The 26,148-nt window shown below is 61.8% G+C and carries 25 protein-coding genes and 1 tRNA gene; 14 read left to right on the top strand and 12 right to left on the bottom strand.

Features of this window, described 5'->3' with window-relative positions:
• The first annotated feature begins 26 nt into the window (after window positions 1-26).
• Window positions 27-1,064 carry an NAD(P)/FAD-dependent oxidoreductase gene (locus tag LOX95_RS09450; protein WP_242914239.1) on the top strand — a complete coding sequence of 346 codons (1,038 nt, stop codon included), beginning with the start codon at window positions 27-29 and terminating at the stop codon, window positions 1,062-1,064.
• Here the strand turns inward: LOX95_RS09450 and LOX95_RS09445 are convergent.
• Window positions 1,061-1,804, bottom strand: coding sequence for a TonB family protein (locus LOX95_RS09445; protein WP_242914238.1), 744 nt, complete (start codon window positions 1,802-1,804; stop codon window positions 1,061-1,063). The two genes, LOX95_RS09450 and LOX95_RS09445, sit on opposite strands and share 4 nt — an antisense overlap.
• Window positions 1,805-1,972: 168 nt before the next feature.
• Here LOX95_RS09445 and LOX95_RS09440 point away from each other — a divergent pair, with 168 nt between their 5' ends.
• Together LOX95_RS09440 and spbR are read left to right on the top strand one after the other, a co-directional pair.
• A complete protein-coding gene (locus LOX95_RS09440) occupies window positions 1,973-2,752 on the top strand; it encodes a transglycosylase SLT domain-containing protein (RefSeq protein WP_242914237.1) in 780 nt (259 codons plus the stop codon).
• A gap of 121 nt (window positions 2,753-2,873) precedes the next feature.
• Window positions 2,874-4,019, top strand: a complete 1,146-nt coding sequence (gene spbR / locus LOX95_RS09435) for a SpbR family protein (RefSeq protein WP_242914236.1) — start codon at window positions 2,874-2,876, stop codon at window positions 4,017-4,019.
• Here spbR and LOX95_RS09430 read toward each other — a convergent pair.
• From LOX95_RS09430 to LOX95_RS09420, 3 genes are all read right to left on the bottom strand, one after another.
• Window positions 4,016-4,474, bottom strand: a complete 459-nt coding sequence (locus tag LOX95_RS09430) for an Hpt domain-containing protein (RefSeq protein ID WP_242914235.1) — start codon at window positions 4,472-4,474, stop codon at window positions 4,016-4,018. The two genes, spbR and LOX95_RS09430, sit on opposite strands and share 4 nt — an antisense overlap.
• A gap of 86 nt (window positions 4,475-4,560) precedes the next feature.
• Window positions 4,561-5,340, bottom strand: coding sequence for an NAD kinase (locus tag LOX95_RS09425; RefSeq protein ID WP_242914234.1), 780 nt, complete (start codon window positions 5,338-5,340; stop codon window positions 4,561-4,563).
• Between the two features lie 49 nt (window positions 5,341-5,389).
• Window positions 5,390-6,469 carry a DUF2336 domain-containing protein gene (locus tag LOX95_RS09420; RefSeq protein ID WP_242914233.1) on the bottom strand — a complete coding sequence of 360 codons (1,080 nt, stop codon included), beginning with the start codon at window positions 6,467-6,469 and terminating at the stop codon, window positions 5,390-5,392.
• A 140-nt stretch (window positions 6,470-6,609) separates the two neighbouring features.
• On the opposite strand from LOX95_RS09420, the gene LOX95_RS09415 reads away from it, so the two are divergent.
• The 4 genes from LOX95_RS09415 (at window position 6,610) to LOX95_RS09400 (ending at window position 12,595) form a co-directional block, all read left to right on the top strand.
• Window positions 6,610-7,374, top strand: a complete 765-nt coding sequence (locus LOX95_RS09415) for a class II aldolase/adducin family protein (protein WP_242914232.1) — start codon at window positions 6,610-6,612, stop codon at window positions 7,372-7,374.
• Window positions 7,374-8,156, top strand: a complete 783-nt coding sequence (locus tag LOX95_RS09410) for a hypothetical protein (protein ID WP_242914231.1) — start codon at window positions 7,374-7,376, stop codon at window positions 8,154-8,156. The genes LOX95_RS09415 and LOX95_RS09410 overlap by 1 nt, the downstream gene beginning before the upstream one ends.
• Before the next feature lie 99 nt (window positions 8,157-8,255).
• Window positions 8,256-9,410: an efflux RND transporter periplasmic adaptor subunit gene (locus LOX95_RS09405; RefSeq protein ID WP_242914230.1), complete on the top strand. Its 1,155-nt coding sequence runs from the start codon at window positions 8,256-8,258 to the stop codon at window positions 9,408-9,410.
• Window positions 9,410-12,595, top strand: coding sequence for an efflux RND transporter permease subunit (locus LOX95_RS09400; protein WP_242914395.1), 3,186 nt, complete (start codon window positions 9,410-9,412; stop codon window positions 12,593-12,595). Before LOX95_RS09405 ends, LOX95_RS09400 begins: the two co-directional genes overlap by 1 nt.
• 60 nt (window positions 12,596-12,655) lie before the next feature.
• Here LOX95_RS09400 and LOX95_RS09395 read toward each other — a convergent pair whose 3' ends face one another.
• Window positions 12,656-13,165 (bottom strand): c-type cytochrome, encoded by a 510-nt coding sequence (locus LOX95_RS09395; protein ID WP_242914229.1) that lies wholly within the window; start codon window positions 13,163-13,165, stop codon window positions 12,656-12,658.
• 198 nt (window positions 13,166-13,363) lie between these two features.
• Here LOX95_RS09395 and LOX95_RS09390 point away from each other — a divergent pair, with 198 nt between their 5' ends.
• Both LOX95_RS09390 and feoB read left to right on the top strand, forming a co-directional pair.
• A complete protein-coding gene (locus LOX95_RS09390; RefSeq protein WP_242914228.1) occupies window positions 13,364-13,630 on the top strand; it encodes a FeoA family protein in 267 nt (88 codons plus the stop codon).
• A gap of 2 nt (window positions 13,631-13,632) precedes the next feature.
• Window positions 13,633-15,504 carry a ferrous iron transporter B gene (gene feoB, locus LOX95_RS09385; protein ID WP_242914227.1) on the top strand — a complete coding sequence of 624 codons (1,872 nt, stop codon included), beginning with the start codon at window positions 13,633-13,635 and terminating at the stop codon, window positions 15,502-15,504.
• A 62-nt stretch (window positions 15,505-15,566) separates the two neighbouring features.
• Here feoB and LOX95_RS09380 read toward each other — a convergent pair whose 3' ends face one another.
• Together LOX95_RS09380 and LOX95_RS09375 are read right to left on the bottom strand one after the other, a co-directional pair.
• On the bottom strand, window positions 15,567-15,890 hold the full coding sequence (locus LOX95_RS09380) for a hypothetical protein (RefSeq protein ID WP_242914226.1): 324 nt from the start codon (window positions 15,888-15,890) through the stop codon (window positions 15,567-15,569).
• Between the two features lie 69 nt (window positions 15,891-15,959).
• Window positions 15,960-16,586, bottom strand: coding sequence for a TetR/AcrR family transcriptional regulator (locus tag LOX95_RS09375; protein ID WP_242914225.1), 627 nt, complete (start codon window positions 16,584-16,586; stop codon window positions 15,960-15,962).
• Window positions 16,587-16,795: 209 nt separating this feature from the next.
• Here LOX95_RS09375 and LOX95_RS09370 point away from each other — a divergent pair, with 209 nt between their 5' ends.
• Window positions 16,796-18,001, top strand: coding sequence for an NAD(P)/FAD-dependent oxidoreductase (locus LOX95_RS09370; protein WP_242914224.1), 1,206 nt, complete (start codon window positions 16,796-16,798; stop codon window positions 17,999-18,001).
• Window positions 18,002-18,005: 4 nt separating this feature from the next.
• Here the strand turns inward: LOX95_RS09370 and LOX95_RS09365 are convergent, their stop codons facing one another.
• The 4 genes from LOX95_RS09365 to LOX95_RS09350 all read right to left on the bottom strand — a co-directional run bounded on the left by LOX95_RS09365 (window position 18,006) and on the right by LOX95_RS09350 (window position 20,708).
• Window positions 18,006-18,323, bottom strand: a complete 318-nt coding sequence (locus LOX95_RS09365; RefSeq protein WP_242914223.1) for a 2Fe-2S iron-sulfur cluster-binding protein — start codon at window positions 18,321-18,323, stop codon at window positions 18,006-18,008.
• Window positions 18,324-18,375: 52 nt separating this feature from the next.
• On the bottom strand, window positions 18,376-19,944 hold the full coding sequence (locus tag LOX95_RS09360) for an SGNH/GDSL hydrolase family protein (RefSeq protein WP_242914222.1): 1,569 nt from the start codon (window positions 19,942-19,944) through the stop codon (window positions 18,376-18,378).
• A 198-nt stretch (window positions 19,945-20,142) separates the two neighbouring features.
• A tRNA-Thr gene (locus LOX95_RS09355) sits at window positions 20,143-20,217 on the bottom strand.
• A gap of 56 nt (window positions 20,218-20,273) precedes the next feature.
• Window positions 20,274-20,708 (bottom strand): HIT family protein, encoded by a 435-nt coding sequence (locus tag LOX95_RS09350; protein ID WP_242914221.1) that lies wholly within the window; start codon window positions 20,706-20,708, stop codon window positions 20,274-20,276.
• Window positions 20,709-20,854: 146 nt separating this feature from the next.
• Here LOX95_RS09350 and LOX95_RS09345 point away from each other — a divergent pair, with 146 nt between their 5' ends.
• A complete protein-coding gene (locus LOX95_RS09345) occupies window positions 20,855-21,073 on the top strand; it encodes a hypothetical protein (protein WP_242914220.1) in 219 nt (72 codons plus the stop codon).
• Window positions 21,074-21,095: 22 nt separating this feature from the next.
• Here LOX95_RS09345 and LOX95_RS09340 read toward each other — a convergent pair whose 3' ends face one another.
• Window positions 21,096-22,418, bottom strand: coding sequence for a D-alanyl-D-alanine carboxypeptidase (locus tag LOX95_RS09340; protein WP_242914219.1), 1,323 nt, complete (start codon window positions 22,416-22,418; stop codon window positions 21,096-21,098).
• Window positions 22,419-22,806: 388 nt separating this feature from the next.
• On the opposite strand from LOX95_RS09340, the gene LOX95_RS09335 reads away from it, so the two are divergent.
• The 3 genes from LOX95_RS09335 to clpA all read left to right on the top strand — a co-directional run bounded on the left by LOX95_RS09335 (window position 22,807) and on the right by clpA (window position 26,139).
• Window positions 22,807-23,277 carry a phasin family protein gene (locus LOX95_RS09335; RefSeq protein ID WP_242914218.1) on the top strand — a complete coding sequence of 157 codons (471 nt, stop codon included), beginning with the start codon at window positions 22,807-22,809 and terminating at the stop codon, window positions 23,275-23,277.
• Window positions 23,278-23,481: 204 nt separating this feature from the next.
• Window positions 23,482-23,823: an ATP-dependent Clp protease adapter ClpS gene (gene clpS / locus LOX95_RS09330; protein WP_242914217.1), complete on the top strand. Its 342-nt coding sequence runs from the start codon at window positions 23,482-23,484 to the stop codon at window positions 23,821-23,823.
• A 12-nt stretch (window positions 23,824-23,835) separates the two neighbouring features.
• Entirely contained in the window at window positions 23,836-26,139 is a 2,304-nt protein-coding gene (gene clpA, locus LOX95_RS09325) for an ATP-dependent Clp protease ATP-binding subunit ClpA (RefSeq protein WP_242914216.1), read from the top strand.
• Window positions 26,140-26,148 lie beyond the last annotated feature (9 nt).

Raw genomic sequence — 26,148 nt, 5'->3', positions numbered from 1 at the left:
GGGCGCGGGAGGTCGAATGACAGCCCGTGCCCCTTATCAATTCTCCCTCCGCTTCGTCTGATGTTGTCGTCCTTGGTGCAGGTGCGTTTGGCCTCGCGACGGCGGCGGAACTACGCCTTGCCGGTTATAAGGTGACTGTGGTTGCGCCCGAGGGTGGCGCGGCCTCGGCCATTGCTGCCGGCATGATTGCTCCGGCCATGGAAACGGCCATCGACGGCTTGTCACGCGAGCAGTCCGCCATTCTGAAACGCAGCCGCGTGCTATGGGCGGACTTTGCGACGCGCACGGGTATCCATCTCCAGCACATGCCCGCCGAATGGCGCGGCGAGGGTGCCGACAGACTGGCAACCTCGCTGGAGAACAACGAGTTTGAATACACCTATCTGCCCGACCACCAGTGGATCGTGACCGAAGAGGACGCCAAACTGGACCCCGAGGCGGCACTCGCCGTTCTGTCCCAAGGCGTTGAGCGGATTAATGCGACGGCGAAGGCCGTGCGTTTCGAAAACGATGTCTGGACTGTGGATTTTGGTGCAGGCTCCATCACCGCACCGCATGTGGTGGTTGCTACGGGCGCGGCGGCTGCCATTGATGGCATGCCCGAGGTGCTGACGGCGCTCATTAGCAAGATTATCCCCGTGCGCGGCCAGATCGGTATTACGCACGAGCGTCTGGCCGATCATGTCATTCGCGGACCGGGGGCCTATATCGCTCCGGTAAACGCAGGCTCCTATGAAGGCGGATCGGTGGTCGGCGCGACCATGGAAACAGGCGTTCGGGAGGTCGCGACCGATGCGCAGCTCTGCGAGCAGATGACGAACGCGGCATGGGCGCTGCTGGGTCATGAGCCTGTCGAGATCGACATGGAATGGCGAGCAGGCATTCGGGGCGCATCGCCGGATGGCATGCCCATGGCGGGTCCGGTTGCCCGGGGGCTGCACGTGGCGTTGGCACCCCGCCGTAATGGGTGGTTGCTGGCTCCGCTGGTGGCGGGGCAGGTGGTGGCCGGTCTCGAGGGACTGTCCCTTCCGGAGGCAGCCCTCGATCCCTCGCGGACCTTTTAATCCGTCACATTGAAGCGGATAGCGACAGCGACGCGGGCACCGTCAACCGGCGCTCCGTCCACTGTGCGCGGGCTCATACGAAACTGACGGGACAGGCTGAGCGCAGCACGGCCAAAGCCTTTGCGCTCGGGCGTCTCGTTGCTGACCTGACAGTCGTTGAGCGTACCATCGACCCGCACCGAGCAGTTCAGCGTCGCGCTGCCGGCCAGCCCCTGGTCGAGGGCCGCGGCGGGATAGGCCCGCATCAACTGGTCTGCCGTAGGGCGCTTGATCCAGTCGGGGTTGTTGATCACCGAGGGGGCGCGAGGCGGGCTGGGCGGCGCAACGGCGTCACCCGGCGTGGTGCTGGCGGCCGGTTCGGTGATCGTGAACACCGGCCCCGTATCCGGCGTGGTTACGGGCGACGGCGTCGCGACCAAGGGCGGGACGTCTGTCTCGATGACATTATCGGGCCAGTGCAGCGGCGGCGCTGCTGCGGGCGCAGGCGTGTCCGGCTTTACCTCGGGCTTGATGATGGGACGCTCCAGAACCACGACCGTCGGCGGTACCTCCCGTGCGGTTGGTGCCGTGGCAGCAAGTTCGAACTTCTGGTGATACAGGAACAAACCCGCCCCCAGATGGGCCGCAAGGGCCACCGAGAGCACGGCGATCCACGTCTTGCGCGACGACATGGTCGTCGGCCGTGGACCCAACAGGGCGGATAGATCGGCTCCGCCAGCGGCACGTGTCATCATCATCATGATCTGCGCCTCCAATCGCAGGCCCCCCCGGGCCCTATGGCAAAGGTGCATCTCAAATTACGTCGTTTTGTGGACAAGTGTCCGACCTTGGTCTGGATGATACTGATTCGTTAATGCACGAGGTCCTGTGTTAGGGTTCTGTTAACCTTGGTTAGCGACCGTTGACCTATGAGCGTCAGAGCGATTCCATCTTCATCAGGCGTAGAGGCGGCCATCCGGCGCGCCTCTGCCTCAACAGGGGTCGACTTCGATTTCCTGATGAAGACGGCGCGTCGTGAAAGCGGGTTCAACCCTGACGCCAAGGCCCGCACTTCGTCGGCTTCCGGCCTGTTCCAGTTCATCGAGCAGACGTGGCTTGCGACCGTCAAACAGCACGGTGCCAAGCATGGCTATGGCCAGTACGCGGACCTGATCTATCAGGGCAATGACGGCCGTTGGCAGGTGAGGGGATCGGCCCGCAATGTGGTGCTGGACCTTCGCTGTGATCCGCAGGCGGCCTCTGTCATGGCAGGCGAGCTGACAGCCTCCAATGCCGCCTATTTGCGGGGCAGGACAGGGATGACGCCGAACGGCGGTGATCTCTATGCCGCGCACTTCCTTGGTCCCGCAGGGGCTGCGAAGCTGATGGAGGCGATGCGGTCGTCCCCCAACGGCAATGCGGTCAACCTGTTCCCCGAGGCTGCTGCGTCCAACCGCTCGATCTTCTATCGTCAGGGACGCCCTGCGACGGTGGCCGAGGTGTATGCCAACCTCCAAAGCACGGCCGGTGGATCGACGCCCGTCCTGCCCGACGCAAAACCTGCCGCGCCGGCTATGGGTGCCAAGGATATGGCGTTGGCCGCGCGTATGGATCGGCTGAAACAGGACCAGGGCCTACTGTCCCTGCTGCTGAGCCAAGGCGAGGGCTCGCACTTTGGCGGCGCGTTCAGTGAAGCTGTAAAGAACTGACTGTTCCGAATCGGGACAATCGCATTACGTTTGATATCTGTATCAAATCGTAACGACCGCTTAACGTCGTTATGGCTAGGCTTGGGTTAAGACTCCCATCCTTCCGTCCGAGAGCGGTATCATGAACAGTGGCTCCCTCGCGCTCAGCGATAGTGATCTGAAGCTTCTGATACGGTCAGAGGTCGAAGAAGAACGTGCAACTGCCACCCACAAACTGTGTCGCAGCATGCTCAAGCTGGAGCTCAGCGAGGAAGAGCGCGCGGCGGCCCGGAAAATCATCACCTTCCTCTCGCGCGATGTCGCGGAACTGGTGCGGCGGGCATTGGTCATCACACTGAGGTCGTCTGACCTGATGCCCCACGACGTGGCGATGCGTTTGGTGGGGGATGTCGAAACGATTGCTATCCCGCTGATTAGCCAGTCGCCGTTATTTTCTGACGAAGACCTTATGGCCATTGTGCGGGCAGGGCGCACCCATGTGCAGGTGGCCGTCGCCTCGCGCCCGGCCCTCAGCCGCGATGTGGCGGAGGTGATTGCCTCCGAGGCGGTGGTCGAGGCTGTCCGCGCCTTATCGGCCAACGACAATGCCGACGTGTCGGAGCGTGCCATGGGCATCGCGATTGACCGCTTTGGGCATGATGCCGAGACGATCAACCTGCTGGCACATCGAAATATTTTGCCGCCGTCCATTGTCGATCGTCTGGTCGTGCTGGCAACCGAACAGGTCAAACACCACCTCGTTCAGCGCCATCAGGTGCCGTTGAATACGGCGGTCCGTCTGTCGGATTTCGCCCGCGAACGGGCCACGCTGGACCTGATAGATGAGTCGATACGGGCCGAGAACCTGCCGGAGTTTGTGCGCGGGCTTTATGCACGCAAGGCGCTGAATGCATCCTTACTGCTGCGCGCCGTTGCGCGTGGGCAGATGGCCCTGTTCGAGCACGGGCTGTCGATATTGGCACAGGTGCCCCATCACCGCGCGTGGTTGATGATCCATGACGCGGGGCCGCTGGGCTTGCGAGCGATCTATGATCGCGCGGGCTTGCCGCCGCGCCTGTTTGCGGCCTTCCGCTCGGGCGTCGATACGTGGCGCGCCATTCAGGCCGAAGGGGCAAATCTGGATGCGGAGTCGTTCCGTCAGCGCATGCTGGAACGGTTCATGACCCAGATGCACACCATTGGCCGTGCTGATCTGGATTATCTGATGGAGCGGTTGGACATGGTGCCGTCTGCGGACACCGTCGCACTCAAGGCCCGCGTGGCTTAAAGCCCCAGGGCGCGAACCTCGGCTTCTAGTGCGGTCGCCAGTTCGACACCGACAGGATGGTTTTCATCCTGAATGCCATCGCGCACGACGGCGCGAATAGCATTGGTATGGGCTTCGATCAGCGGCCAAGGCGACTTCATGCGTTGGACAGGATCATCCATCAACCGGCACAGGCTCCCAGCAATGCGGGTGACCAGTGGGTACTGATAGGTGGTGCCCAGGCCCTTGAGATCGTGCGCGCGCAGATAAAGGCCTTCAGCAGCCTTTTCGGTAAAGCCTTCATTGCGAATGACGGCTTCGGCAGCGTCCAGCTTGGTGATCTCGTCCTGCAGCCACTGGTCGAACTGTGACGACAGGGCTTTCAGGGCCTCTTCGGCGCGGGCGACCGCTGCGGCATCAATTCCGCCAAATCCGCCACCCAGCTTGGTGCGCAAGGTGTTTGGGCGTCGGATCATTTCAGGCGGTTGGGACACGGGGAGCAGTCCTTACAGTTCTATAGGCGTCGTAACCTGAACGCTTACGCTTAAGATTTTCTCTAAGCTTAACCGGCGAACTGCTCGGCCAGCACACGTTCTTCATAGGTACGGCCAGCGTCGAACATCATAACGAGACTGATGTCACGGCGTTCGCGCACTTCGACGGCCTTAACGTTGCGCACTTCGAAATTATCCGCAGTGGCGGAAACCGGACGCTTTTCGGCTTCCAGAACTTCGAAACGGACGCGTGCCGTGTGGGACAGCAGGGCACCACGCCAGCGGCGCGGGCGGAAGGCACTGATCGGGGTCAAAGCCAGACTGGGCGCATCCAGAGGGATGATCGGCCCGTGTGCGGAGAGATTGTATGCCGTAGAACCCGCCGGGGTCGCGACCAGACATCCATCGCAGGTCAGTTCTTCCAAACGCACACGGTCGTTAACTGTCACTCGCAGCTTGGCGGTCTGGCGGGTTTGGCGCAGGAGCGAAACCTCGTTGATGGCGAGGCCGCTGTGGACTTCGCCCGTCTGGGCCCATGCATCCATCTGCAGCGGGTGGATGATGGTACGATCCGCCTCGGCCACGCGCTCGGGCAGGCCTTCGATGGCATAGTCGTTCATCAGGAAGCCGACCGAGCCCCAGTTCATGCCGTAGACCGGCTTGCGAGCCCGCAGATTGGCGTGAAGGGTTTCCAGCATGAAGCCGTCACCACCCAGCGCGACAATCACGTCCGCCTGCTCCAGCGGCACGATGCCGTACCGATCCTGCAGTTCTTTGCACGCCTCGCGTGCCTCGGGGCGATCGCTGGCGACAAAGTGCAGGGAGGGTAGGGGCGTTGATTGAGTCACAAACACAGGCAAGCCGAGCTTTCACCGAGTGTCAAACGATACCCGTCACTTAGTGGAAAATGTGAGCGTGTGCGACGCTGTCCAGCAGGGCTCTGAGCTCAAGTTTGGCCTGATATCGATCCCGCTCTCCGAGGCGTAATTCGGTGTCGATGAGGGGTGGCGGGACACTCACGCCCGCGTGACGCAACCCTTCGAGCGTTTCGGGGAAGGCTGCGCGATCAATACCGGCTGCCAGACACACGAGGTAAAATTGCCGCGCGCTGGGCTGGCGGATGATTGCATCGGCTTCGTCGGTGCGGATTTCCGCCAGCAGACAAAGCCCCTGCATGAATAGACCGCGCCGACCTTCGCGCAGGAACCGCAGCAAGCTGGCCGGTGTCAGGCGACCGGTATCGTGCATTTTGAGCGCGACACGGGCGTCGGCCAGTACACGAACACTGTCATCAACCGCCAAGCGCAGTTGGTCGGCATGATGCGGGAAACGCTCACACAGGGTTTGCTGCATGATATCGCCCACCCAGAGATAAAGTCTCTCGGCCAACGTCTCGGTGAGATTAGGGTGGTCCAGCAACGGCTGTCGCAAGCTGATGATGTGCTCCGAGGCGTTGACCAGGCGCATCATGCCGTCTGCGGGCATCTGCGCACATCCATTGGACGCCAGTGCAGTCAGTAACAGTGTCTCGTCGGTATTCAGTATCGCCTCGGAAACTGCGGCACCCAGATCAGGGCGCAGGGCGATCTGCAGCCGGTGTTCGGTCGAGGCCGAAGCCAGCAGATGCAGAAGGTCGGCGTCGTTCAATAGAGGACTGGCCGAAATGACCGGACGGGCAATGGCGATTTCGTCACTGGCGAGCATCTGGACCAGTCCGTGTGGCAGCCAATCGGTAGCGCCCAGTCGCTCGGACAATCCCTGTCGCACTTGGGCTTCGACGGATCGTACCAGCTCGATGAAAATCGCGGCCAGCTTACCCAGTTGCGGCGGGGAAGCGTCATGGCGCGAGTAGAGGTCTGCGACACCCATCACCAGACGGGTCTGGTCCGCCGCAGGGCGCGACCGAACGGCAGCAATAACTTTCGCCCACTCCTCGGAACGAGAGGGGACAGAAAGGTGCAGGTCGGGTGAAGACAAACGCGCGAAACTCCGAAGGTTCAGGGATTTACGCTACGATTCGCCAGTGAAAACACCGTTAACTCTAAAGCTGCGCGAGGGTTGACGCTAGCGCTCCTACGGAACAGTGTTCAGTGTAAATAATGCGACGGGAGGAGATCATGGCAGACGGCACAGTTTCAACGATCCGCCATAGCGTGTCTGAAGCCGAGTGGCGTACCCGTGTCGAACTGGCTGCGCTTTACCGACTGGTGGCGCTGCACGGCTGGGACGATATGATTTTCACCCATATCTCCGCGCGCGTTCCAGGGCCGCAGACGCATTTCCTCATCAACCCTTATGGCCTCTATTTTGAAGAGATCACGGCGTCCTCGCTGGTGAAGGTCGATCTGGACGGGAACATCGTTCAGGAGACGGACAGCTTTATCAATCCGGCAGGCTTCACCATCCATTCGGCTGTGCATGCAGCGAAACCCGACGCCCATTTTGTCATTCACCTGCATACGGTCGCGGGGGTGGGCGTCGCGGCGCAGCAGCACGGACTTCTACCGCTGAGCCAGAACGCCTGCCTGTTACAGGCGGACGTCGCCTATCACGGCTATGAGGGGCTGGCACTGAACCATGACGAACGCGAACGCCTGGTCGCAGATATGGGCGACAAGCATATGATGTTGCTTAGAAATCATGGCACATTAGCTATTGGTGAGACTGCCGCTGCGGCCTGGGTTCGTATCTTCTTCCTCGAGCGGGCCTGCGCACAACAGGTCGCGGCGCTTTCGTCGGGCATCGAAAATGTCCTGCATGCACCCGATGCCGCGCAGGAAGAGACACGCCATCAGGGAGAGGCGATTGGCATGGTGTCCAGCCTCGCGTGGCCGGGGGCTCTTCGTCAGTTGGATCGCAAGTCGCCGGGATATGATGCCTAATGCAACATCGGGGGGTGTTGGGGGCGTTGACGCTGGGGGCGGCGGCACTGGTTGTGCCGCACAGCGCCGTTGCAGGAGCCTGGAACCAGCCCAAGGGGCAGGGGCAGGCCATTGTGAAATACGAACCGGTCTGGTCGATCCACGGGTTCGACGAGGATGGCGACAGGGTGCGGCTTCATCACGAGCGGCTGGACCATGTGGCGTCGCTTTGGGCCGAGTATGGAGTGACGGATAATCTGACTGTCCTGCTTAAAACCGACTGGCAGGACGCTGATGATAGAATGCGCTCGTTCAGGGGGATGGGACCGACCGAGTTGGGCGGCCGCTGGCAGTTCCTTTCGAAAGGACCGTCGGTCGCCTCGCTACAGGCGACCTATGTTACAGACAGCGATGGACGCAATGCCGCGTGGGGTTCCCCCGGTCAGGGTGCCGAGGAGTTCGATCTTCGCCTTCTCGCCGGCCACACCTTCGTGGGGTCGCGCTCCAAATTCGTGGAGGTTCAACTCGCCCGCAGGTGGCGCGACGAGCTGCCTACAGAAACACGTATCGAGGCGACCGCCGGTATGCATATGGCCCGCCATTACACCATAATGGCTCAGGTCTATGCCGGTCAGGGCGAGGCCGAACAGAACGAGGTCGGGGCGCGCTGGCTGACCGCCGAAATCAGTTCGATTCGCCACTGGGATAACTGGTCTGCCCAGTTCGGCTGGCGGTCCACCGTTGCAGGCCGCAAGGTGAATGCCGGCGACGGGCCTATTGTGGCATTGTGGCGACGATTTTAATCGACGGAATACTCCCTGCGCTGCGTTAAATGAGTTTCATTTGCGCCACCGCTCAAAGGCGCTATGCGAAACCGCAGACTGTCGGGGAGAGTTTCGAGCGTGTTTAAGCGCCATTTTTTCATTATTTTGGCCGGTGCCGTCGTGGCGCTGATGCTTGTCGCCGCTCTTTTGAAGATCACCCTGGGCGGTAACGACGCCCCTGGCGGGCCCGGTGGTTCCGGCGGTCGCGGTAGCCGTGGCGGGCAGGAGGTCGAAGTGACCAGCCCCGTCGCGCGCAGCTTCTCGGACGAGTTGAAGGTGCTGGGCGTGGCGCGCAGCCTGCGTTCGGTCAACATCACCTCCTCGACGTCAGAGCTGGTGACCCGCGTGCTGTTCCGTGACGGTCAGCAAGTCGCCGTCGGAACGCCTCTGGTGGAACTACAGGCGCGTGAAGAAGACGCCGCCATCATTACCGCTCGCGCCGAACTCACGCAGGCTCAACGCGAATACGACCGCTACAAGATCCTCGCCGAGCGCGGTGTCGCTCCTCGCGTTCTGGCTGAACAAGCCGAGACGGCGCTGGCCACGGCACGCGCTGCCGTTTCCGCCGCCGAGGCGCGCCGTGGCGACCGCGTTCTGCGCGCTCCGTTCGCGGGCGTTCTGGGTCTCAGCACCGTTACCGCCGGTACGCTCATCAGCCCCGGCACCGTTATCACCACGCTGGATGACATGAGCGCTGTCCGTGTGGACTTCGCTGTGCCCGAGCGCTTCTTGTCGAACCTGCGTGCCGGTACGCCGCTGACGGCAACGGCAGACGCCTTCTCCGGTGAAACCTTCTCGGGCCGCATCGCACTGATGGACGTTCGCGTTGACGAGCAAACCCGCGCGGTTACCGCTCGCGCCGAGTTCCCGAACCCCGGTGGACGCATTCGTCCGGGCATGATGATGCGCGTGGCTGTGCAACGCGGCCAACGCGAAGCGCTCTCGGTTCCGGAAGCTGCTGTGCAGTACGAAGGTGCCGGCGCGTTCGTGTACCGTCTGGCCGGTAGTGAAGATGGCACCATGGCCCAACGCGTCGAGGTTCAAACCGGCGTGGTTGAAAACGGTAATGTCGAGATCATCTCGGGTCTGAATGCCAATGACCGTATCGTTGCATCCGGCCTGAACCGTATCCAGCCCGGCGCGCCGGTGCGCGAAGCGGGCAAGGGCGGCGGCAAAGGTGCCGGTCCGGCCGGCGGTAAGGGCGCAGCACCTGCTGCGGCTGCCCGCCCATGATGCTTTCCGACCTCTCGGTCCGCCGCCCCATTTTTGCGGCGGTCGGTGCCATCGTACTTTGCGTTATCGGTGTGGCGGCGTTCTTCCTGCTGCCGGTGCGTGAACTGCCTGACGTTGATCCGCCCGTCGTGTCGGTCAGCACCAGCTATGCCGGTGCCTCCGCCGAAGTTATCGAGAGCCGGATTACTGAACCGATCGAGCAGCAGATTGCCGGTATTCAGGGCGTAGAGCGCATTACCTCGTCCAGCCGCGACGGCCGCTCGAACGTCAACATCGAGTTCTCGCTCGATCGTAATATCGACGATGCCGCCAACGACGTCCGCGACCGTATTTCGCGCGTCACGGGTCGTCTGCCCGATCAGGCCGATCCGCCGACGGTGTCCAAGGCTGACTCGGACTCTTCGCCGATCATCATCCTGTTCCTGCGTTCGACGACGCTGAACCGGCTGGAACTGACGGACTATGCGGACCGCTATCTGGTGGACCGCTTTGCGACGGTTCCGGGTGTGGCTCAGGTCAACATCTTTGGTGACCAGACCTATGCCATGCGCATCTGGCTGGACTCGCAGGCGATGGCCGCACGCGGTCTGACGGTGCAGGACGTTGAAAGCTCGCTGTCGAGCCAGAACGTCGAACTGCCGGCCGGTTCGCTGGAGGCCAGTCAGAAAGACTATACCGTTCGTGTGGCGCGTAACTACTCGCGCCCTGAAGACTTCGCCAACCTGCCTATCGGCACGCGCGGCTCCGCTTCGACCGCTGCCGGCACTCTGGCCGGACAGGCAACCTATGTGACCCGTCTGGGTGACATTGCCCGTGTTGAAGAGGGTGCGGTCGAGCATCGCCGTCTGTTCCGCGGTAACAGCGTGGACCAGATCGGTCTGGCCATTACCCGTCAGGCCCAGTCCAACGACCTGCAGATTTCGGAGGGCACCCGCGCCCTGATGGAAGAGGTGCGAGACTCGCTTCCGGCAGGCACGACGCTGGAAGTCGGCACCGACAACTCGGTCTTCACCTCTCACGCGATTGATGAAGTCTGGCTGACCATCGGCATCTCGATGGCGCTGGTGGCGCTGGTGAACTTCATCTTCCTCGGCAGCCTGCGCGCCGCGATCATTCCGTCGGTGGTGGCACCGATCTGCCTGCTGGCGACCTTTATCATTCTGGCCCCGCTGGGCTTCTCGCTGAACCTTCTGACCCTGCTTGCACTCGTGCTGGCGATCGGTCTGGTGGTGGACGACGCCATTGTGGTGGTCGAGAACATCCAGCGTCGTCTGGATCAGGGCGAGCCGCCGCTGATCGCCGCAGAGCGCGGGACCCGTCAGGTGTTCTTCGCCGTCGTGGCGACCACGATCGTGCTGCTGTCGGTGTTTGCGCCGCTTATGTTCCTGCCGGGCTATGTCGGTCGTCTGTTTGTTGAGCTGGCGGCGGCGATTGCTGCGGCTGTGGCCTTCTCGGCCTTCCTCGCGCTCAGCCTCTCGCCGATGTTGGCGTCCAAGATCCTGCGTCCGACCTCGTCGGTCGGTGCGGTCGGACGTTTCGTCGATGGTGCGATGGACCGCCTCAAGAACTCCTACGTAAACTCGTTGAACATGCTGATCGGTCGCCCTTTGGCGGTTGGCGGCGTGATCGCGGCGGTTGTTGTGATCGGTGCGGGCGCGGTGGGCATGGCCTTCCTGCTGCCAAGCGAACTGGTGCCGGATGAAGACCGCGGTCGCGTTCAGGTCCGTGTTGCGGGCCCGGAAGGGGCGAGCTTCGACTACATCCGCGGCATCATGCTCGGCCTTGAGCCGATCCTCGAGGAATACCGTGAGGCCGGCGAGGTCGATAACTACATGCTGACCGCGCCGGGCTTCGGTGGCGGATCGTATAACTCCGGCAACGTGGTGCTGAACCTCGCTGACTGGTCTGAACGTGACCGCTCGGCTGCCGAGATCGCGCAAGAGATCAACGGACGCCTGCGTGGCCAGACTGGCGCGCAGGTCAATGCCTCGACGCCGGGTGCCTTCCAGCGTGGCGGTGGTGGCGGTGGTGGCGGCAAGTCCGTCGAAATGATCGTCACAGGTGCCGAATATGGCCCGATTTACAACTGGCTTCAGCCTATTCTGGCGGCGGCGCAGGAAAACCCCGGTCTGTCGCGTCCGCGCCTGAACTATGAGCCGAACGCGCCACGCGTTCTGGTGGATGTGGACCCGCAGCAGGCGGCTGCACTGGGCGTATCGACCCAGCAAATCGGCCGCACGCTGGAAACCATGTTTGGTTCGCGCCGTGCGACCACCTACATCAAGGGCGGTCAGGAATACGATGTGATCTTGCAAACGGCCCGCGACAACCGTCGCAGCGTTGCGGATCTGGAAGGGCTGTATGTGGCATCAGGCTCCGGCCAGTTGGTGCCTCTGTCGTCGGTGGTGAAGACCAAGACCTCGGGCGACACGCCTGACCGTCGCCGTCTGGACCGCCAGCGCGCTATCACTCTGTCGGCGGACCTCGGTCCGGGCATGACCATCTCGGATGCGGTCGAGTTCCTGAACAAGGAAGTGGCCAAGCAGCCTCAAGGCGTCGTCAACATCCGCTGGGGTGGCACCGCACGCGATCAGGCCGAGGCTGGTGGTGCCGTTATGTGGGCCTTCATCCTGGCCCTGCTGCTCGTTTTCCTCGTGCTGGCCGCTCAGTTTGAAAGCTGGATCACGCCGGCGGTGATCATGCTGACCGTCCCGCTGGCCGCCGCAGGGGGTCTGTTCGGCCTGCTGATGACCGGCTCCAGCCTGAATATCTACAGCCAGATCGGCTTGATCATTCTGGTTGGTATCGCGGCCAAGAACGGCATTCTGATCGTCGAGTTCGCAAACCAGTTGCGCGATCAGGGCAGAACCATCCGCGAGGCGATCATCGAATCGTCCGCCTTGCGTCTGCGTCCGATCGTCATGACCTCGCTGGCTGCGGCTTTCGGTGCCTTGCCGCTGATGCTGTGGCAGGGCGCAGGTGCCGGTAGCCGCCAGACCATCGGCTCGGTCATCTTCTGTGGGGCTCTGTTCGCCACGCTGCTGACCCTGTTCGTGGTGCCGGTGATCTATGGCGTTCTGGCCCGCTTCACGCGTTCGCCGGAATACACCACCCGTCTCATCGAAGAGTGGGAAGCCGAAGAGCGTCGCGCGGGTCGCGAACCGGACATGACCCCCGGTCACTAACAAGAAAGGCCGCCCGTATCGGGCGGCCTTTTTTATCGAGTTGAGGACTTCGGCCGAACGCTATTTAGCGGGCGCATAACCCGTTTCGACCTTCAGGAAGGCGATGACGTCGCGGCGGTCTTGCTCGGCAGCGATGCCGACGAAGCTCATCTTATTGCCCGGCAAGAAGTCGCCCGGGCGCTCCAGCCACTGGTTCAGCTTCTCGGCGTCCCAGACGAAGTCGGCAGATTTCAGAGCTTCGGAATAGCGGAACTTCTCGTGGGTGCCGACCTCGCTACCGAAGACTCCATAGAGGTTGGGGCCCGTCATATTGGGTCCGCCATCGGTGATGGTGTGGCAGGAGCGGCAACGGGCAAAGACGCGACGGCCATTCTCCAGATCACCGGCATTGTACGGGGCGGGGAGGCTGGCCAGCAGCAGTGCCTTCTCGGCATCGGTCGGTGCGGGCTGGCCGCTCTTGGGCGCTGGTCCCGCAGCTGGCTCGGACCCGCAAGCCGAAAGGGCCAAGGCGCAAGCGATAACCGACGACAGGGTCGCAATCATCGGGGCGGGTTTAAGTTTCGCAGACATTCAGACCTCACAAGCGATGCGGTCTTTTAGTCGAAACCTTTGGTTCGCCAAACCGGACAGAATGCCCACCGTGTGGTGCGCGCTTCAAAATAGCGCAGCAATGTTACCGCCACTGTTACTGGACGCTGCGCCGTCGAAGGTGATAATCACTATCAAAACCGTCGGAGTGAGCGCCTCGCGCTGCCAGAACTGAGAAAAATGTCCAAAACCATCAGGTTGAGTGAGGCGCGGCGTGGGGACCGCGGCGTCATCGTGCAAGTGGGCACCCACTGCCATCATCAGGAACACGAGATCGAGCTGGAACGCCGCCTGCTGGAACTGGGGCTGGTTGAAGGCGCGCACGTCGAGCTTCTGCACGAGGGCCTTTTCGGACGTGATCCCATCGCCATCAAGGTCGATGACATGCGCGTCGCGCTGCGTCGCCACGAGGCGGTCAATCTGACAATCGAGATCGAGGCCGCCTGAGTATGACGGACCAAAACAGAGCCGTTCGGTTTGCCCTGATCGGCAACCCGAACAGCGGCAAGACCGCGCTGTTCAACGCGCTTACGGGTTCCCACCAAAAGGTCGCCAACTATGCCGGCGTCACGGTCGAGCGCAAGGAAGGTCGCGTGATCGGCACGGACGGTCAGGCGATGACCGTCACCGATCTGCCGGGGACCTATTCGCTGCGTGCCCGCTCGCTGGACGAAGAAGTCACCCGCGACATCGTTCTGGGTCAGCGCAAGGACACGCCGGAACAGGACGTGATGGTTCTGGTGGCCGACTCCACCAATCTGCGCCTTGTCCTGCGTCTTGCGCAGGAACTGAAGCAGGTCGGCCGCCCCATGGTCGTCGCCCTGAACATGTATGACATCGCCCAGCGTCAGGGCATCGCTATCGACATCGAAGGCCTGTCGCGTGAATTGGGCGCTCCGGTCGTCACTACGGTCGCCACGCGCAAGCGCGGTCTGCCGGAGCTGATTGCCGCCATCGAGGCCCAGGCAAAGCTCGCTGCGGCCGATACCCAGAGCCAGTGGCACGAGCCGTCGGCCGCTGAAATCCGCGTCGCGCACCGCGAGGCCGAGCGGATGATGAAGGCCTATGTGAAGCCGCCGAAACACCCCGACACCATGACCGGCAAGCTGGACAGCGTGCTGCTTCATCCGGTGGCGGGTCTGGCCATCCTGCTCGGCATTCTGTTCGTGATGTTCCAGGCCGTGTTTACGTGGGCCACACCCGCGATGGACGGCATCGAAGCCGCGTTCGGCGTGCTGGGTGAATGGATCGGCGCGACGGTGCCGAACGAGTTGCTGCGCAGCCTCTTGGTGGATGGCCTCATCGGCGGCGTGGGCAGTGTGTTGGTGTTCCTGCCGCAAATCCTGCTGATCTTCCTGTTTATCATCGTATTGGAAGATTTGGGCTATATGGCCCGTGCCGCCTTCCTGATGGACAAGATCATGGGTGGGGCAGGGCTGCATGGCCGCGCCTTCATCCCGCTGCTGTCCAGCTTTGCCTGCGCCATTCCGGGTATCATGTCGACGCGCGTTATCAACGCGAAACGCGACCGTCTGACCACGATCCTTATTGCGCCGCTGATGACCTGCTCGGCCCGTATTCCGGTCTATACGCTGATCATCGCCGCCTTCATTCCGGACACCAAGGTCTGGGGTTGGGCGAGCCTGCAAGGTCTGGTGATGTTTGGCCTTTATGCTGCGGGTATCGTCAGTGCGCTGCTGGTATCGCTGGTCATCCGTCGCGTGTTCTGGCGCGGCATGGTCGAGCCGTTCATGATGGAACTGCCAGCCTACAAAATTCCCGATGTGAAGTCGGTGCTGATGAACCTTTGGCTGCGTGCCAAGATCTTCATGGCGCGCGCAGGTAAAATCATCCTGCCCCTGATGATTATCGTGTGGGCGCTTGCGACCTTCCCCTATCCGCCGGAAGGCGCGACCGAGCCGGCGATCGATTATTCATTCGCAGGCATGATCGGCAAATTCCTCGAGCCTATCTTCGCCCCAATCGGTTTCGGCTGGCAGATGGTAGTGGCGCTGGTTCCGGGTATGGCGGCGCGTGAAGTTGCCGTGGGCGTGCTTGGCACCGTCTATTCGGTGGCCAATGCCGAGGACAACGTGGGCACGTTGGCCACCATTCTGGCCAACGACTGGTCGCTGGCGACGGGTCTGTCCTTCCTTGCATGGTACATCTTTGCGCCCCAGTGCCTGCCGACCATCGGCGTGGTTCAGCGCGAGACGGGCTCCAAGAAGTGGACGGCGATCTTCGTGGTCTATCTGTTTGCACTGGCCTATCTGGCGGCCTTCATCACCTATCACGTCGCCGTAGCGCTCGGTGCCGGGTGATCGTTCAGAGCCTGTGAAAACCAAAAGCCCCGGGTCATCCCCGGGGCTTTTTTATGCTCGGATTAGCGGGGGCCGCCTCCGGGAATATCGGGTGCAGCCTGTGGAACCTGAACTTCTTCGAGGTACCGGCTGGCCACCGCGCGTTGGGCATCGGCCTGTCGCGACGTCGAGCAGATGTTCTGGCGGCGGATTGAGCCGGTGCGGGCGCGGAACTGGCACTGGTCGGCGACCTCGCGGCGCGGACGGTTGCGCGGGGCGTTCGGCGTACTGGCCGCAGCGGGCGTGGCCTGGGCTGGATTTTGGACCGACGTTTGAACCTGAGATTGGGCAGGGACGGCGGCGGGTTGGGCGGCCTGAACCATCAGGCTCATAAGAAGGGCAATCATGACATCCTCCGGTTCTGTGAGCTGTTGGATATCATTGATACACCAATGCAGGTTGATCGACCAAAAAGATCAACGTCCGGTTGTTAGCTTCAGCACGATATGGGCGGTGGTGTCTACAATAGCCTCGGCGGTGTCGGCGCGGCGCATGAGCTTGAAGCCGGCTGCAACAGACTCAACCAGATTGGCGGTCTCGTACGAGGTCAGGCGCGGGTTCAACCCGACCGGATGCAGGCCGTTGGCGCGCGCCTGCGCAATGCGGCGCTCCAGCGCGAGGTGCAGTCGGCGAAGGCGTTTGATGCGGCTTTCGGCAAAGGCTGGCTCGCCTTTGTCGGCCAGCATGTGCTCGACCCGCAAAACCGGCCCATGCTCGTCCCACAGGGCCAGCACTTCGCGTACATAGGCGCGCACGGCTTCGAACCCGCGCTCGCCCGACCAGTCTGCATGGATATGGGCGGCCAGCCGTTGAAAATCCTCGGCCGCTTCCTCGCACAGGACAAGGACCGCTTCTTCGATGGTCTTGAAATAGGTGTAGAAGGTGGGAGCCGATACATCGGCCATCTGCGCCACATCTGCCGGACGTATTTCGCCCAAATGGTGCTGGTTCAACAGGGCGCGCATGGCATCCAGCAGGGCGCGACGGGTGCGCGCACCGCGATTGCCGATAGTGTGACCCAGCTTGTTCTTATTGGCAGTCATTGATGGCTGTCCGGCAGGCTAGGACCCGCGTAAATCCGGCCCTTCGGCGCTTGGCCGTAAACTATAGAAGGACCTTCAACAAGTGGCCGCAGCGCTTCTGCGCCACATGTCGCAGGGCATTGCTTGACCCTGACGGCGGACCCCGCCACTTAAGGGTCGAACGGGGTGCCTCGGCACCCCTCGGTTTCGTCTGGTTATCAGGAATTTACATGGCCAAGGTCGTTATCATCGGTGCAGGTCATGCGGGCGGTTCGGTCGCGGGCTTCCTGAAACAATACGGCTTTGACGGTGAGATCGTTCTGGCGGGGACCGAGAAGGTTGCCCCCTATCAGCGACCACCCCTGTCCAAGGCCTGGTTGAAGGGCGAGGCAGACGAAAGCTCTCTGCAACTGCGCTCGGAAGACTTTTACGCGGAGAACGCGATCGACTTGCGTCTTGGCGTTTCTGCCGTGTCGATTGATCGCGCTGCCCGCACCGTGACCTTCGATGACGGCGCTGCCGAAAGCTATGACCATCTGGTGATCGCGACGGGCTCTCGCGCGCGCAAACTGCCGGTTACGGGCGGCTCGGACCAGGGGCTTCTGGAACTGCGCACCACGGTGGACGCTGAGCGCCTGAAGGCGGCTTTGGGCCAGGGCAAGCGTCTGGTGGTGATCGGAGGGGGCTATGTCGGTCTGGAAGCCGCGGCCTCGGCAAAGGCGCTGGGCGGATCGGCCATCGTGCTGGAGCGCATGGACCGCGTTCTGCAGCGCGTTGCGTCCCCGACGTTGTCCGCTTTCTTCACCCGACGCCACTCCGAGGAAGGCGTTGAAATCCGCACCGGTGTGGAGGTGTCCGCCGTGTCCGCCCATACGGTGACCCTGGGAGACGGGTCGGTGTTGGACGCTGAAGCCGTGCTTGTGGGGATCGGTGCGATTGCCAATGACGATCTGGCGCGCGCCGCAGGTCTGGAATGCAATGACGGCATCGTCGTCGATCTGGATGCCCGTACCAGCGACGCCAACATCTTTGCGGTGGGCGATGTGACACGCCGTCCGCTGCCGCACTATGATGATGTGATGTTCCGGCTGGAAAGCGTGCCCAATGCGCTGGAACAGGCCAAGCAGGTCGCCAGCGCCATTACAGGGCGTCCGCAACCCGCGCACGAAGTGCCGTGGTTCTGGTCGGACCAGTATGATGCCAAGCTACAGATCGCAGGACTGCCGTTCGGTGCCGACAGTCAGGTGGTTCGCGGAGATCCCGACGTCAACAGCTTTGCCGTTTTTCACCTGAAGGGCGACCGCATCGTCTGCGTTGAAGCCATAAATGCGGCCCAGTCCTTCATGTTCGGAAAACAGGCTATCGGCAAAGCCATGGCCATCAACCCAGCAGTCCTCGCCGACGAGGCCGCGCCCATCAAGAGCGCGGCGGTCTAACCGCCTAGACCTGCGGGACAGCTACCCGCATGCCGTCCATGTCGTCTGTCAGGATGATCTGGCACGACAGGCGTGATGCTGCGGGATCGAACTCGTCCCGCCAGTCCAGCATGCCTTGTTCCTGATCGGACGCAGGTCCGACGATGGCCTGCCATTCGGGCAGGACATGCACGTGGCAAGTCGCGCACGACATGGCCCCGCCGCATTCGGCCTCGATCCCCGGTACGCCGTCACGGATCGCATAAGCCATGAGGCTGGCACCGCTGTCGGCGTCCACGACCTGTTCGGTGCCGTCGGGTTGTATGAAGGTAATGAAGGGCATAGCGCGCACATGCGCCAACGGGCGATGAGGCGCAAGTGGCCCTTGGCCAGCCTTAAGCTACGACTTTGCGAACCGAGGCGCTGATGATGTCGATGCAGGCATCGAGGCCATGGCCGGGGGCGTTGTGGAAATAAACCCAGATGTCGCAGCGTACAGTAGAACCGGCACGAAAGTTCGGGCCGAGCGCCAATGCGGGCGTGCGCAGGACACCGCTGTAACCCACGCCCTTCAACATATCACCGACACTGCTTGAGCCCGCCATGACCGAGCGGTCGTGCCCGTCATCATGAGCGGTGAGGATTGCTGCGATACAGGCAACGCCATCCAGTGGACCGTGCGCGTCCAGATCGACAATGAACTCGATTTCGTCGCCGGGTTGTAGATGGTGCTGATAGGCAATGTCGTAATCGGTTAGTCCCAGATGGGTTTGCCACCCGCCGATCACATCACCCTTCCACGCGAGGCGTTGGGCGGGAAGTCCGGTGCGCGGATATATGATCTTGCTGGCCGACATCTCCAGCTTTGAGACGTCGCCGCCGCCTTCGCTGCGGGCTATGTGCCATTTGTTGGCAACTTCAGAGCCTTGCGCAAAGCCTTCAAACACCTGTCCGCCGTTGCCAATCATCAGCGGGTTCTGATTGAGGCATCCGGTCTCGTTCAGACCAGCCTCGAAAACGTCATGGATGCAGTCGGTCTGGAGGGGACGGGCAGGGCGCAGCGTCGACAGATACTGCGCGACAGGTCGGGATATGTAGTAGCTGCCCAAACTCATCGGATGGACGCCGTCATAGGTGCAATAGGGCGCGGGCCTTCCGTCCGGCGCCAACGGATCACCAAACGCCGGATCGGCGTCGATGACCCTGAAGTTCGGGAAGACACCGGCCTGTTGATGCAGCCAGTGATTGAGTGCGTGTCGCCATTTGCGCCCGATCTCGGCGTCAATTGAGCGGGGCAGGATCGGAACGGCGATGGTCAGGATGTTGGCGTCGGTCAGGCGTTTGAAGATGGTCGCCAGATTGTCCTTGGCCGCGTCCAGCGACATGCCGATGTCATTGGTGCCCGCCAACACTACACAGGTGCCCGCGCCACTTTGCAGGACATAGTCCACGCGGGCCGCGATGCTGGCGGTGGGGTCGCCCGCGACACCGAAGTTCAGGTTCTGATGGGTCCGGAATGCCTGCCGCGTGAGCGTAGGCACCCAGAACCCCATACCCCGGGCGCTGTCGCGGATACTTTCGAGATAGTTCTCGATGCCGGACCCGGTGATGCTGTCGCCCAGAAACGCAACAAGATCATTGGCGGGAACAGTACCTTTAAAGGGCAGAGCGGGCGCAGCGCCGTAAAGATCGCCGGGATAAAGCGGCCCCGGATGGATGTGGTCGCGCTGTTTGAAGTGGTTGATGACATCGCCAGTAGGAGACGTGACGACCGCGCAAAACACCTTGCTTCTGTCGGCAAACACCGGCGGGAAATGCCCGTTCGCGTCGGCCTCAATCGGTTGGGGATGCGGATCATCCAGCGACGGAGACTGAAAGACGGGTTCCGGCTCGCGGGTACCATCCTTGTAGAAATAGAGTTCTGAGAAGCCGACGGGCGTCCCCGTCAAATCGATCGCAGGCATATAGGCTGCGATATAGATCCGTCCTGCACCCATCTTTTGTCCCTCGGCGCATAACGCGGATGCGTAGCGTGTCACAACCTTGGGTATCGAAGTTATATTTAATTCGCGCCCATATCAAAGGGCACTATGTCGGACGAAGGGGCGCTCATAGCAAAACGGGGAAACCTGCCCTGCAAGGCTGGTCTCCCCGTGGAATGCTGGTGCCGGCGGAGGGGATCGAACCCCCGACCTTCGGTTTACAAAACCGCTGCACTACCGCTGTGCTACGCCGGCGCGGCCTGCCTTATGCTGAGAGAATCTCTCGGACGCAATAGGGCGGGCGTTTGCTATCAGACCAAGACAGCGCGGATACGCTCGGCCGTGGCTTTGAGCTGCTCGGGATCGGCCATGCCCTGACCGTGACCGGCCATTGTCTTGGCTTCCCACCGCGGGATGATGTGGAAGTGCAGATGGAAGACCGTCTGACCGGCGGGGGCACCATTGAACTGGGTCACCACCATACCGTCCGGAGCCAGCGCCTTATCAATGGCGCGCGCAGTGCGTTGAACAGCGGCCGTGAGAGTCGCCAATGTGTCGGCCTCTACCTCGAGGATATTACGGGCCGTGGACGCTTTGGAAATGACCAGCGTATGGCCTTCCGACTGGGGGAAGGCGTCCATAAACACCAGCACATGATCGTCTTCCCATACGGGCACGCTGGGGATCTGGCCGCGAAGGATTTTCGCAAACACATTCTCGCTGTCGTATGTGCCGTGCAGGCTCATGAATTTCTCCCGATATCCAAGACTTAGTTAACAGAACAAAGTCCGATAACGCCAGAGGCGACGCAATAAGCCTACTGGCAAAGGTTCGTATTGCGTGCGGGTGCGCGGTGCTTCATACGGATTCGACAACATAGCGAGGAAGACCGATGAAGAAACGTTCTATCGATGATCTTTGCGCTATCGCGCGGGCGGGCGGCAGCCTGGTGCTGCACGCAGATGTGCGCCCGACCGAAGATCTGATCAAAATCGCTAGCGAACTGTCAGCCGGTGCCCAGTTGACGCTGCATGGCATGATCCTGCGTCCGACCGAGGACCTCTGCGCGATTGCACAAACTGCCCCTGGACGGGTGACTTTCCTGGCGTAAGCGGAAAAGTGACAGCCGGGGATCAACCCGGCTGTACGACCATGCAGGTGACGCGGCGAGCGGCCAGCGCTTCGCAGGCGGACTTTGCCTTGTCTTCCGTCATGCCGGTGAAGCGCGAACGGTACCAACCATTGGCGGTCTGGACGTCCTGACGCGCGCTGCCGATTTCCGAACGGAAGCGGCGGTTGACGTTGTTCAGCCAGTCGCGGGCAACCTGTTCTTCGCGGAAGGCTCCAACCTGAACGGCCCAGCGGCCTTGAGGGGCGGCTTCGCGGGTCGTGTTGCGGCTTGCGGTACGGGTCGCCGACGGGGCAGGGGTCACTTGGCGCGGAGCTTCGGCGCGAGGTGCCAGAGCCGAGACCAGGGCGACATCGTTGTCTTCGACGGTATAGGGGCGGCCTTCCGCCTGCGTCGTTGCAGAGGCATAGGCGACCGGTGCGGCGGAGATGCCATAGCCGCGTTGCTCGAAGAAGCCTTGGGTCGATGCGATGCGCTCGCCGCGGTCACGGCGCTGGGTCAGGTCGAAGCCGGTGTCCATCAACTCGGCAACGTGGGCGTTGCGGCTTGCGGTCGAGCGACCACCCATCACGATAGTGATCAGGCGCTTGTTGTTGCGAACTGCCGAAGCCGACAGGTTATAACCCGAGGCATTGGTGAAGCCGGTTTTGATGCCGTCATAGCCGTTGCCCATGGCCAGCAGGCCGTTGGTGTTCCGATAGTCGCGGCCGTTGTAATACCAGTCCTTGATACCGAGGTAGCGGTAGTACTGCGGATAGTCGCGCATCACGGCGCGGCTCAGGATGCCCAGATCATTGGCTGTGGTGGCCTGACGGGTGTCGGGCAGGCCGTTGGCGGTGGTGAAGCGGGTGTTGTGCATACCCAGCTCGCGCGCCTTGGCGGTCATACGGGCGGTAAACTCGGATTCAGATCCGCCGATCGTTTCGGCCAGAACGACAGCCATGTCGTTGGCGCTGCGAACAGCAGTGGCGCGCATCGCGTCGTCAAGGCTGATGGTCTGACCCGCAGCCAGACCCAGTTTCGACGGCGGCTGGGCCGCAGCGCGCGGGGAAACGGTCAGCTGGTCGGTCAGTTTGACGCGACCCTCTTCCAGCGCCTCGAACACGAGGTACAGGGTCATGACCTTGGTGATGGACGCCGGATAGCGACGCTCGTCGGCAAAGCGCGAGAACAGGACTTCGCCCGAGGCGGCGTCGATCACGACCGACGCATATTTGCTGTCGTTGGACTGTGCGACCGGGGGCGTTTGCCCGACCGTGGGGATCAGGGAGCTACCGACCAGAAGGGCGCTGAGCAGGAGTGGCTTGCGGAGAATAGCGGGGTTCATCAGCAGCGACTAAGCCTCTTCACTGTGGTGCGCCGGATTGGGGGCGACGCGCCGGACAAGGTTACACAATGCGGGGTAGGAGTTTCGACACAGTTAATATCGCGTCAATCTTTGATTGTAGCAAACCCCGCCGGGACGTTGATTCTATGACTAGGCCCGCGTGGGCAATCTGGCGCTACACAACCGCGCGCATCGTATCACGGCTTGGTTATTGCCCTCGGTCGACTGCTGTTTATCGGCTGATACCGGATGCAACGTCCAGAGGAATGTTGCGTCGCACAAAAACTGTTGATTTTTGATTTCGCAAGTGCGAGATAGAGATCGTTGTTCTCTAGCGCGGGCGTTCCCGTGCTTTGTGCCCCTACACATCGCCCTTGGAGACTATCCCATGACCGACGCGACCGAGACCGTGAAAAAAACCGTTGAACAGACCGCTGCCCACGCAAAGGCTCAGGCCGAAGCTGTTCAGAATGCTGGCGCGAAGGCTTTCAAGGACGGCGTTGACCGTTCACTGACCTCGCTGACCGAGCTGAACAGCCACGGCAAGAAGAACCTCGAAGCGGTCGTCGAGAGCGCCTCGGCTGCCCAAAAGGGTGCCGAAGCCCTGTCGCAACAGGTTCTCGCCTACAGCAAGAAGACCTGGGAAGATAATGTGCAAGCCGCGCAGTCGCTGACGCAGGCTCGCTCGATCCAGGAATTGCTCGAGCTGCAAACCGCATGGGCCAAGTCGTCGGCAGAGGCCTATCTGGCCCACCTGAACAAGACGACCGAAACCCTGACCGCTTCGGTCAAGGACAGCTTCCAGCCGATCAACTCGCGCGTCAGCGCCGTTGTCGAAGGTTTCCAGTCCGCTCGCTAACCTCCCATAGCGAGTGACAAAACTGAAAGCCCCGGTGCGGAAGCGTCGGGGCTTTTTCTTTGCGCAACGTTTGCCAGTCTGGCGGATTAAGCAGAGCAGTAAGCCAAATGATGCCCGCTCACATACTCGTTGACTGGACGATCCTTCAAATCAGGGCATCATCACCTATCTTTGAGTAGCAACGACTAAACAGACGGACTTCGAATGCCAATCAAGCGGTCAGGTGAACAGGGGCAGGGTGCCGGAAATGGTGCCGGAGCTGCCGTCGTCACCGAGACAAAGCCGAAAGTTCAGCGGCCCTCGCTCTATCGAGTGCTGATCCTGAACGACGACTACACGCCGATGGAATTCGTCGTCTACGTGCTCGAGCGGTTCTTCCAAAAGAGCCGTGAAGACGCGACCCGGATCATGATGCACGTCCATCAGTTCGGGGTCGGGGTGTGCGGGGTCTACACATACGAGGTGGCCGAAACCAAGGTCGCCCAGGTGACCGAGACCGCGCGTCGTCATCAACACCCGTTGCAATGCACCATGGAAAAGGACTGAGAGGAGCCCTTCATGCCGTCATTTTCCCGTCCTCTCGAAGAGACGCTTCACCGCGCAGTGACGTATGCCAACCAGCGCCGGCATGAATATGCCACGCTTGAGCATCTGCTCTGGGCCCTGATCGACGACAGCGACGCTGCCGCCGTCATGGAGGCGTGCAACGTCGACCTCACCACCCTTCGCGGTTCGCTGTCGCACTATGTCGACAACGATCTGGCCGCACTGGCCACCGCCGATGGTGATGATGCCAAGCCCACCGCGGGCTTCCAGCGCGTGATCCAGCGCGCGGTCATCCATGTCCAGTCTTCTGGCCGCGAAGAAGTGACCGGTGCCAATGTGCTCGTGGCCATCTTCTCCGAGCGTGAAAGCCACGCGGCCTACTTCCTGCAACAGCAGGACATGACCCGCTATGATGCGGTCAACTATATCGCCCACGGCATCGGCAAGAAGCCGGGCTCCAGCGAGAGCCGTCCGGCCCGTGGTGCCAGCCTCGAAGAAACCGAGGACGGTGCCGTCGTCAAACAGGGCGGCGAGGCGCTCGAAGCCTATTGCGTCAACCTGAACGAAAAGGCCCGCGAAGGCCGGATCGACCCGCTGATCGGTCGTCAGGCCGAGGTGGATCGTTCGATCCAGATCCTGTGCCGTCGTACCAAGAACAACCCGCTGCTGGTCGGTGACCCGGGCGTTGGCAAGACTGCCATCGCCGAAGGTCTGGCCCGCAAGATCGAGGCCGATGAAGTGCCGGACGTGCTGAAAGGCGCGACCATATTCTCGCTCGACATGGGCTCGCTGCTGGCGGGTACGCGCTATCGCGGGGATTTCGAGGAGCGCCTGAAACAGGTGGTCAAGGAACTCGAGACCCACGAGAACGCCATCCTGTTCATCGACGAGATCCACACCGTGATCGGCGCGGGTGCCACCAGTGGCGGTGCTATGGATGCATCCAACCTGCTCAAGCCTGCGCTGGCTTCGGGCACCCTGCGCTGCATGGGTTCGACGACCTATAAGGAATATCGCCAGCACTTCGAAAAAGACCGCGCTCTGGTCCGTCGTTTCCAAAAGATCGACGTCAACGAGCCGACCCTCGAAGACACGGTGAAAATCCTCAAGGGTCTGAAATCGACCTACGAAGAGCACCACAAGCTGCGCTTCACCGATGCGGCCATCCGTGCGGCGGTGGACCTGTCGGCCCGCTACATCACTGACCGCAAGCTGCCGGACAAGGCGATCGACGTGATCGACGAAGCCGGTGCATCGCAGATGCTGCTGCCGGAATCCAGGCGCAAGAAGACCCTTGGCACCAAGGAGATCGAGACCGTCATCGCCAAGATGGCGCGCATCCCGCCCAAGTCGGTGTCCAAGTCCGACACCGAAGCTCTGCGCGAGCTGGAAGCCGATCTTAAGCGCGTGGTCTATGGCCAGGAAGACGCTATCGACCAGGTGTCGGCGGCGATGAAGCTGGCACGTGCAGGTTTGCGCGATCCGAACAAGCCGATCGGTTCCTTCCTGTTCAGCGGCCCGACCGGCGTCGGCAAGACCGAAGTCGCCAAGCAACTCGCAGCCACGCTCGGTATCGAGATGCAGCGCTTCGACATGTCCGAATATATGGAGCGCCATACGGTCAGCCGTCTGATCGGCGCGCCTCCGGGCTATGTCGGCCACGACCAGGGCGGTCTGCTGACCGACGCTGTCGATCAACACCCGCACTCGGTCGTGCTGCTCGATGAAATCGAGAAGGCGCACCCGGACGTCTACAACATCCTGCTGCAGGTCATGGACAATGGCACGCTGACGGATGCGGTGGGCAAGAAGGTCGACTTCCGCAATGTCATCCTGATCATGACCACCAACGCTGGCGCGGCGGACAATGCCCGCAACGCCATCGGCTTCGGTCGTGCCAAAGTCGAGGGCGAGGACGAAAAGGCCATCCAGCGCCTGTTTACGCCGGAGTTCCGCAACCGTCTGGACGCCATCGTGGCCTTCAAGCCGCTGGGTGCCGAGACGATCCGCTCGGTGGTGAACAAGTTCGTTATGCAGCTGGAAGCCCAGCTTGCAGACCGCAACATTACCATCGAACTGACGGACGACGCCGCCGACTGGCTGGCCAAGAACGGCTTCGACGAACTGTACGGCGCACGCCCTCTGGGCCGCGTTATTCAAGAGAGCATCAAGAAGCCGCTGGCCAATGACATCCTGTTCGGCGACCTCAGCCGTGGCGGCCACGTCAAGGTGCAGTTGAAGGACGGCAAGATCGTCTTCGACATCACCGCTGGCGGCGGCAGCGCCCCGAAGGAAGAGGAAGAAGAGACGGCCTAAGGGTCGTTC

Source organism: Brevundimonas pishanensis, assembly GCF_022750635.1.
In the GTDB taxonomy this organism is placed as follows: Bacteria; Pseudomonadota; Alphaproteobacteria; order Caulobacterales; family Caulobacteraceae; genus Brevundimonas; species Brevundimonas pishanensis.
This window is presented reverse-complemented; position numbering and strand designations above follow the sequence as displayed.

What these genes read in the sequence shown, in the direction of transcription:
- LOX95_RS09375 (WP_242914225.1), bottom strand. Translation starts at nt 16,586, where the DNA reads ATGACTGCCAATAAGAACAAGCTGGGTCACACTATCGGCAATCGCGGT.
- LOX95_RS09350 (WP_242914221.1), bottom strand. Translation starts at nt 20,708, where the DNA reads ATGAGCCTGCACGGCACATACGACAGCGAGAATGTGTTTGCGAAAATC.
- LOX95_RS09335 (WP_242914218.1), top strand. Translation starts at nt 22,807, where the DNA reads ATGACCGACGCGACCGAGACCGTGAAAAAAACCGTTGAACAGACCGCT.
- LOX95_RS09340 (WP_242914219.1), bottom strand. Translation starts at nt 22,418, where the DNA reads ATGAACCCCGCTATTCTCCGCAAGCCACTCCTGCTCAGCGCCCTTCTG.
- LOX95_RS09415 (WP_242914232.1), top strand. Translation starts at nt 6,610, where the DNA reads ATGGCAGACGGCACAGTTTCAACGATCCGCCATAGCGTGTCTGAAGCC.
- clpA (WP_242914216.1), top strand. Translation starts at nt 23,836, where the DNA reads ATGCCGTCATTTTCCCGTCCTCTCGAAGAGACGCTTCACCGCGCAGTG.
- feoB (WP_242914227.1), top strand. Translation starts at nt 13,633, where the DNA reads ATGACGGACCAAAACAGAGCCGTTCGGTTTGCCCTGATCGGCAACCCG.
- LOX95_RS09390 (WP_242914228.1), top strand. Translation starts at nt 13,364, where the DNA reads ATGTCCAAAACCATCAGGTTGAGTGAGGCGCGGCGTGGGGACCGCGGC.
- LOX95_RS09440 (WP_242914237.1), top strand. Translation starts at nt 1,973, where the DNA reads ATGAGCGTCAGAGCGATTCCATCTTCATCAGGCGTAGAGGCGGCCATC.
- LOX95_RS09430 (WP_242914235.1), bottom strand. Translation starts at nt 4,474, where the DNA reads ATGATCCGACGCCCAAACACCTTGCGCACCAAGCTGGGTGGCGGATTT.
- LOX95_RS09395 (WP_242914229.1), bottom strand. Translation starts at nt 13,165, where the DNA reads ATGTCTGCGAAACTTAAACCCGCCCCGATGATTGCGACCCTGTCGTCG.
- LOX95_RS09370 (WP_242914224.1), top strand. Translation starts at nt 16,796, where the DNA reads ATGGCCAAGGTCGTTATCATCGGTGCAGGTCATGCGGGCGGTTCGGTC.
- clpS (WP_242914217.1), top strand. Translation starts at nt 23,482, where the DNA reads ATGCCAATCAAGCGGTCAGGTGAACAGGGGCAGGGTGCCGGAAATGGT.
- LOX95_RS09360 (WP_242914222.1), bottom strand. Translation starts at nt 19,944, where the DNA reads ATGCCTGCGATCGATTTGACGGGGACGCCCGTCGGCTTCTCAGAACTC.
- LOX95_RS09380 (WP_242914226.1), bottom strand. Translation starts at nt 15,890, where the DNA reads ATGATTGCCCTTCTTATGAGCCTGATGGTTCAGGCCGCCCAACCCGCC.
- LOX95_RS09445 (WP_242914238.1), bottom strand. Translation starts at nt 1,804, where the DNA reads ATGATGATGATGACACGTGCCGCTGGCGGAGCCGATCTATCCGCCCTG.
- LOX95_RS09410 (WP_242914231.1), top strand. Translation starts at nt 7,374, where the DNA reads ATGCAACATCGGGGGGTGTTGGGGGCGTTGACGCTGGGGGCGGCGGCA.
- LOX95_RS09365 (WP_242914223.1), bottom strand. Translation starts at nt 18,323, where the DNA reads ATGCCCTTCATTACCTTCATACAACCCGACGGCACCGAACAGGTCGTG.
- LOX95_RS09400 (WP_242914395.1), top strand. Translation starts at nt 9,410, where the DNA reads ATGCTTTCCGACCTCTCGGTCCGCCGCCCCATTTTTGCGGCGGTCGGT.
- LOX95_RS09345 (WP_242914220.1), top strand. Translation starts at nt 20,855, where the DNA reads ATGAAGAAACGTTCTATCGATGATCTTTGCGCTATCGCGCGGGCGGGC.
- spbR (WP_242914236.1), top strand. Translation starts at nt 2,874, where the DNA reads ATGAACAGTGGCTCCCTCGCGCTCAGCGATAGTGATCTGAAGCTTCTG.